This window comes from Abditibacteriota bacterium, assembly GCA_017552965.1.
Lineage (GTDB): Bacteria > Armatimonadota > UBA5829 > UBA5829 > UBA5829 > RGIG7931.
Genome location: JAFZNQ010000105.1, coordinates 1 through 6,811, shown reverse-complemented (window position 1 = coordinate 6,811; position 6,811 = coordinate 1). Strand labels below are relative to the sequence as shown.

5 protein-coding genes and 3 tRNA genes are annotated in these 6,811 nt (G+C 58.7%); 6 read left to right on the top strand and 2 right to left on the bottom strand.

The window, feature by feature from the left end; genetic code table 11:
• Nucleotides 1-524 precede the first annotated feature (524 nt).
• A complete protein-coding gene (locus tag IK083_08850; GenBank protein ID MBR4749657.1) occupies nt 525-2,033 on the bottom strand; it encodes a hypothetical protein in 1,509 nt (502 codons plus the stop codon).
• Between the two features lie 165 nt (nt 2,034-2,198).
• Here IK083_08850 and IK083_08845 point away from each other — a divergent pair.
• The 6 genes from IK083_08845 (at nt 2,199) to IK083_08820 (ending at nt 6,219) form a co-directional block, all read left to right on the top strand.
• Nucleotides 2,199-2,274: transfer RNA gene (locus IK083_08845), tRNA-Asn, on the top strand.
• A gap of 10 nt (nt 2,275-2,284) precedes the next feature.
• Nucleotides 2,285-2,359 (top strand) — tRNA-Lys (locus tag IK083_08840).
• 59 nt (nt 2,360-2,418) lie between these two features.
• A tRNA-Glu gene (locus IK083_08835) sits at nt 2,419-2,492 on the top strand.
• Nucleotides 2,493-3,024: 532 nt separating this feature from the next.
• Nucleotides 3,025-4,866, top strand: coding sequence for a molecular chaperone DnaK (gene dnaK / locus IK083_08830; protein ID MBR4749656.1), 1,842 nt, complete (start codon nt 3,025-3,027; stop codon nt 4,864-4,866).
• A gap of 117 nt (nt 4,867-4,983) precedes the next feature.
• Nucleotides 4,984-5,862 carry a J domain-containing protein gene (locus IK083_08825; protein MBR4749655.1) on the top strand — a complete coding sequence of 293 codons (879 nt, stop codon included), beginning with the start codon at nt 4,984-4,986 and terminating at the stop codon, nt 5,860-5,862.
• A 15-nt stretch (nt 5,863-5,877) separates the two neighbouring features.
• A complete protein-coding gene (locus IK083_08820; protein ID MBR4749654.1) occupies nt 5,878-6,219 on the top strand; it encodes a helix-turn-helix transcriptional regulator in 342 nt (113 codons plus the stop codon).
• A gap of 61 nt (nt 6,220-6,280) precedes the next feature.
• Here IK083_08820 and IK083_08815 read toward each other — a convergent pair.
• On the bottom strand, nt 6,281-6,811 hold a 531-nt coding region (locus IK083_08815; GenBank protein MBR4749653.1), incomplete at its 5' end, for a hypothetical protein.

The window sequence follows — 6,811 nt, the reverse complement described above, 5'->3', positions numbered from 1 at the left end:
GTATCGCGGGGCTGGACAACCTTCTAGTCATCCCGGCCAAAACGGCATATGTCAAACGCCATCGGCGTTTGGCCGTTGTGGGGAAGGGACCTCGGGCGGGACCCGTATGCCTCTTCATTGCTCCCGCTTGCGGGAGAAGGCATACGGGGAGGACCCGGCTGAAGCAGTGACGGGAAGGAGATCGTCTTTCATTTTGTCCCGTTGGGCCGGTCCATAGCCGGAGGCTCGCGGCTTCGTGACAGGGGATTTCTTACCGCCTCTTACAGAGGCGCCGAAATGACGTTGAGTTTGAACGGGACAAGAGAGGCCCGAAATGACGCATAATGATGGGCGCGCAGCGCCCCCGCGTCATCCCGGCCCAAATTTCGGGGACCCCGATAACGCCCCTCCCACCCCGGCTCGTCCGTGGCGGGAGCTCGTCCTTCTTTCGGGGTGTGTTGTCGGCTTGCGTTTCCCTCGATGGAGAGGTTCGTTTTCCTCAAAGGGCGGTCCTCATCCCCACCGGGATGAGGACCGCGCCTCCCCTACAGCAGATTGTAGGCCGCGGGGGTGGTGACAGCCGGGTCCTTGGCCTCAAAGTTGATCTCCCGGTTAAAGAGGCGTTTGCCCGACCGGGCCCAGAGGGTGTGGCCCTCCAGCCAGACTCCGTCGCAGGGCAGGTCGCCGGGCAAGGGCAGTATCACGTCCACCACTCCGGTGGAGATGGAGCACTGGACCCCCAGCTCCGTGGCGCAGAATATGCGGTCGTTGGCGGCCACGCAGAGGGCTTCCGCCCCCAGACGGTGGGCCTCCATGGCCTTGTGCAGAGGGCAGAGCTTCAGCAGCTGGGACAGGCTGCCGTCCTTTTCTATGGACATGGAATAGACAAAGTTGCTGTTGCGGTCGGCCACGTACAGCTTCCAGCGGTCGGAGGACACGGTCAGGTCGGATATGCTGCCAAAGCCCTTGGCCACCACCTTCTCGCCTCCTCTCGGACCCACCAGTATGATCTTGCCTCCCGAGGCATTGTATTCGCCGGCGGGGCCGGCGGCCTTTTGCTTTTTCGGCGCTTTGGCTCCCTTGGGAGCCTCCTGCCACCCCTCTTTGCCTCCGGTCATTTCCGACAGGCGGGCGCAGATCCGGGGATGGGTCACCGGGACCGTGTCCCAGTCCTTCCATATCCACTCCATGAATTCCAGCTCCGACTCGTAGTGGTTGAACCGGCTGCAGTGTCCCTCGCCCTCAAAGATCCAGTACTTGTAGTCGTAGCCCGCAAAATCAAGAGCCCTTTCCGTCTGGAGGGCGATGGGATAGGAGGCGCCGAAATAATCGTCGGGCTCTATGGTGCCCGTGTTCAGGACCACCTTGATGGGCCGGGGCTCCATCTTTCTCATCAGCCAGGGTATCTCCTCCCCCATGTTGATGGCGGAAAAGGTGGGGCTGGACAGATAGCAGCGGCGATAGTAGTCGTTGCGATACCAGCAGGCGTTCCAGGCCCACACGGCGCCGGAGGAGCCTCCCAGCATGTAGTGCATGTCCGGATCGGGAGACACCCGGTAGCCGTGCTCCTTTTCCAGAGCCGGCAGCACTTCGTCGGTCATAAAGTCCACCCCGTCCCGGGTGGCCAGGTCCAGCAGGTCCTTCCGCATCCATCGGGTGCTGCCTCCCTCCAGAGTGGGCTCCAGATCCGTGTGGGTAAAGCCTATGGCCACAAAGTCGGGAGCCTTGCCCTCCCGGGCCAGGGTCTCCATGGCCTTCACGGGCCCTTCGGCCAGGGTGTCGCAGATGAGTATCATGGCGTCTGTGCCGTCATTCTTGAACCCGGTGGAAAAATACATCTCGTATTTCACCGGGATACCGGGCTTCATGGCCCGCTGCAGGACCGGGTCCACGGGCCCCTTTTTGGGCCGGGCCCCCGTATAGACCCCCTGCACCTTCCTGCCCTGCAGCTCGGCGGGCGCCGCCTTGCTCTCGGGAGCGTCCACTCCTCTGAAAATGGCCGCCCAGGCTTGGGAGGTCAAAAAACCGATGAAGAGAACCAGCAATAATTTCATAACGTCTTCTCCGTATATCATATTCCACTGCCATTATAGCACATATCTCCCCTCGCCGCCAAAGAAAAGCCTCTCCCGGAGGGGGCGCCTCTCTTTTTTTTCGTACTTTTCCCCCTGCATTATTGACTTAGCCCGAAAAAGCGTGTATAATATAAGTGTTGCCGTTCCTCGATAGCTCAATCGGCAGAGCATTTGACTGTTAATCAAAGGGTTCCTGGTTCAAGTCCAGGTCGAGGAGCCATTTTTTTTGCGCGTTGGTAACTCAGTGGCAGAGTATCGCCCTTTTAAGGCGAGAGTCGTGGGTTCGAATCCCACCCGACGCACCATATATTTTGACCTATTGCTTTTTTTCCGCAGCTGTGGTATAATCAATATGTCAGCTCATGGCCACGTCGTCTAGCGGCCTTGGACATCGCCCTCTCACGGCGAAGATCGCGGGTTCGAATCCCGCCGTGGCTGTCCCGCAGGCTCCTTTTGCCCCACGCAAAGGAGCCTGCAGTGTTTTGCCTTTACAAGTAAATATATATACGTCTGCCGGAGGATGCTCCGGCAGCCCACGTGGGAGATACGGATGAAGCGCACCCTCGTCACCGCGTTATGCGCTGTCGCTGCGCCGGTCCTGATACCGGCGCTCTTCTGCGCCTGCAAAGCCTCCGCCTCCCGGCAGACCGACAGTGTCCGCGGCGCCGGACCCCGCGGACAAAAACAAGCGGCCCGGCCGCACTTTAGCGGACTGCGCTCAAGTCAAATAACACCCGGCGTACGGGCCCCCTGCGGGCCCTTCTCCGCCGGTCTCACCCACCCCCGGAAAAAAATCCTCAAAAAATTTTTCAAATTCCCCGAAAAGCGGAACATTCCCCGGAAAAAAGGTGTATAATATAAGTGATGGAGCGAAGTTGAGTGCGGTGCTATCAAGTGACTTGACAACACATCATCAACAGACCTTCTTCACATCGAAATCATTTTTTTATCATACTATGGAGGTGCCAAATTGGCAAAGACAGTAGGTATAGACCTGGGAACGACAAACTCTGTCGTGGCGGTCATGGAGGGCGGCGAGCCCACAGTAATAGCAAACTCCGAGGGGGCAAGGACTACCCCTTCCGTAGTAGCCTTTAAGGGAAACGAAAGACTGGTAGGCGTCACCGCCAAGCGGCAGGCCGTGCTGAACCCCGATCACACGGTATCGTCTATCAAGAGACATATGGGTGAAAACTATGACACGGTCATCGACGGCAAGAAGTACACTCCGGAAGAAATATCTTCCATGATACTTCAGAAGCTGAAGGCAGACGCCGAGGCCTATCTGGGCGAGGAAGTCACCAAGGCCGTCATCACCGTGCCCGCATACTTCAACGACGCGGAGAGGACCGCTACCAAGAACGCCGGTGAGATCGCCGGTCTGGAAGTCCTGAGGATCATCAACGAGCCTACGGCCGCATCGCTGGCTTACGGACTGGACAAGAAGAACAATGAGACCATCCTCATCTTCGACCTGGGCGGCGGCACCTTCGACGTCTCCGTGCTGGAAGTCGGCGACGGCGTGTTCGAAGTATTGTCCACCTCCGGCGACGTCCATCTGGGCGGCGACGACTGGGATGAGAGACTGGTCCAGTACATCTGCGACGAATATCTGCGGACCAACGGCATAGACCTGAAGAAGGACAAGCAGGCCCTGCAGAGAGTCAGAGAGGCTGCCGAAAAGGCCAAGATCGAGCTGTCCACCATGGTGACCACCAACGTGAACCTGCCCTACATCACGGCCGACGCCTCCGGCCCCAAGCACCTGGAGATGAGCATCACCCGGGCCAAGTTCGAAGAGATCACCAGCGACCTCCTGAAGCGCTGCGAGGTCCCCTTCAAGAAGGCCATCGAGGACGCCAAGATCAAGACCAGCGACCTCAGCGAAGTCATCCTCGTGGGCGGCTCCACCAGAATGCCCATGGTGCAGGAGCTGGTCAAGTCCTTCACCAACAAGGAGCCCAACAGAAGCGTGAACCCCGATGAGGTCGTGGCCGTAGGCGCCGCCATCCAGGCCGGCGTGCTGGGCGGCGAGGTCACCGACGTGGTACTGCTGGACGTGACTCCCCTTACCCTGGGCGTCGAGGTCCTGGGCGGCATCACCGACAAGCTCATCGAGCGCAACACCACCATCCCTACCCGCAAGAGCAAGACCTACACCACTGCGGCCGACGGTCAGACAGAGGTGTCCATCAACGTGCTCCAGGGCGAGTCGGAAATGGCTCAGTACAACCATTCTCTGGGCACCTTCCAGCTCAGCGGCATCCCCGTGGCCCCCAGAGGCGTACCTCAGATCGAGGTATCCTTTGACATAGACGCCAACGGTATAGTGAACGTGTCCGCCAAGGATCTGGGCACCGGCAAGAGCCAGACCATCACCATATCCGGCTCCACCCGCCTGTCCGACGAAGAGATCCAGAAGATGATGCAGGAAGCCGAGTCTCACGCCGAGGAAGCCAAGAAGGCCAGAGAGAACGCCGAGGCCAAGAACAAGGCCGACCAGATGATCTATCAGACCGAAAAGCTCATCAAGGACGTGGGCGACAAGGCTCCCGAGGATGCCAAGGGCAGACTGCAGGCCAGGATCGACAGCCTGAAGCAGCTCCTGGAGACCAGCCCCGACGATCCGACCTCCATCAACGCCGCCACCGACGAGCTGGAGAAGGCCAGCTACGAGATAGCCAGCATCCTCTACAAGCAGCAGTCGGGCGGACAGGCCGGAGCTCAGACCGGAGGAGCCTACTCCGAGGGACCTCAGGTGAACGTACCTTCCGAGGACGACGTGGTCGAAGCCGAATTCAAGGAAGAATAGAATATTTCCGGGGCGGGGCATGCCCCGCCCGGAGCTTTTACAGGACAAGGAATATTCTCATAAGCGCTTGCATCCCGGCGGGCTGCGCCGGGAACACGCAAAAAACGGAGGCAACCGGTGGACTATAAGGATTATTACAGTGTGCTGGGAGTTGACAAATCTGCAAGCCTGAAGGATATCAAGACAGCATACAGAAAGCTGGCCAGAAAGTATCATCCCGACGTGAACCCCGACGACAAGAACGCCGAGGAAAAATTCAAGGAGATCAGCGAGGCCTACGAAGTACTCTCAGACGAGGACAAACGCAAGAAATACGATACTTACGGCAAGGACTGGGAGCTGTACCGGCAGGGAGCCGGTGCCAATCCCTTTGAGAACCTGCGCTTCAACATGGGAGGTATGGGCGGAGCCAGCGGCTACAGCCCCTTCTTCGATCTGCTTTTCGGATCCAACTCCGGCATCGGCGAACAGGTGTTTTCCCGCTTCAGACAAAACGTCAAAGGGCAGGATATCACCTACAACCTGGACATCAGCCTGCAGGACGCCTATTACGGCAGCGAGCTGACACTGATGACCGACAAACGGCTGAAGGTGAAGGTGCCCAGGGGCATCGGCCAGGGCCAGAAGATCAAGCTGGCGGGCAAAGGCGCCCCCGGACCCGGAGGCAACGGCGATCTGTATCTGGTGGTCAATTTTACGAGCGACAAGACCTTCGAACGGGACGGCAGCAATCTGTCCTGTCAGGTGGAGGTGGATTATCTCACCGCCCTGTTAGGCGGCGAAGTCACGGTGCCCACCATGGAAAAGCCCGTGACCATGACCATCCCTCCCATGACCCGTTCGGGCAAACGCTTCAAGCTGCCCGGCAAGGGCATGCCCAGGATGAAATCGGAGGGCTGCGGAGACCTCTATGCAGTATGCAGGATCCGCATTCCTTCGGAGATCAGCCCGCAAGAAAAAGAGCTGCTGGAGCAGATACGGGCACTCAGAAAATAACAAGGAGCGATACGCATGTCACAAAGAGACGAACCTGTTTATCTCATCAGCGTTGCGGCCAAGATTTGCGACATGCATCCCCAGACCCTCAGGACCTACGAAAGACTGGGTCTTGTGATACCTGTCAGAGTCGGCAGCAAAAACCGCATGTATTCCGAAGCGGACGTGGAAAAGCTGAAGCAGATCCAGAGGCTCACCCAGGATATGGGAGTCAACCTGGCCGGCGTGGACATCATACTCGGCCTTCTGGACAAGATCAAACAGATGCAGGCGGAGCACACTGCGGAGACCGACAGGCTCAAGAGAGTTCTGCAGGAGCAGTCGCGTATAATTGATGAAATAGGCAAAAAAGCTTAGGTTTGCGCATATTCCTGCGCGCATTCGGGAAGCGGTCCATGACGGACCGCTTCTTTTTGCGTTATGGGGCAGCGGCCTCCCCCAGCCGGGCTCCGTCGGACAAAAAGCCCTCCACTCTCAGCCTGGCGGCGCCTGCCCCGGGATAGTCCCTGACGAAAAATCTGCTCTCCGGGCGGCAGCCCAGCAGCTGGACGTTGCGGACCAGAAGGTCCTCCACGGCGCCACGGAGCCTCACGTAGTCGTGGGCGTTCAAGTCATTGTGGACGCAGACGTTTTCCAGAGTCAGATGCTTTATGCGGGAGGGCATGCCGGGCCCTCCGGGGCCGTCCCCCGCGTAGGAGCCCCCTATCTGCATCAGGTCGTGGGCAAGCCGGCCGTGATAGTGCAGGTTTCTGACGGTCAGGCTGTCTATATTGCCCCCTATGCGGAAAAGCATGGGCGCCGGGTCGTATTGTTTGGTGTCGCAGCGCAGGTCTATGGTGTCAAATATGATGCTGCCATAATTGCCCCCTTCCCCTTCCATCCAGGGAGTCACGATGAAGCCCAGCCCCCTGAAGACGCCGGTCACGTTTTTTATGAGCACCCGGTCCAG

What these genes read in the sequence shown, in the direction of transcription:
- IK083_08850 (MBR4749657.1), bottom strand. Translation starts at nt 2,033, where the DNA reads ATGAAATTATTGCTGGTTCTCTTCATCGGTTTTTTGACCTCCCAAGCC.
- IK083_08820 (MBR4749654.1), top strand. Translation starts at nt 5,878, where the DNA reads ATGTCACAAAGAGACGAACCTGTTTATCTCATCAGCGTTGCGGCCAAG.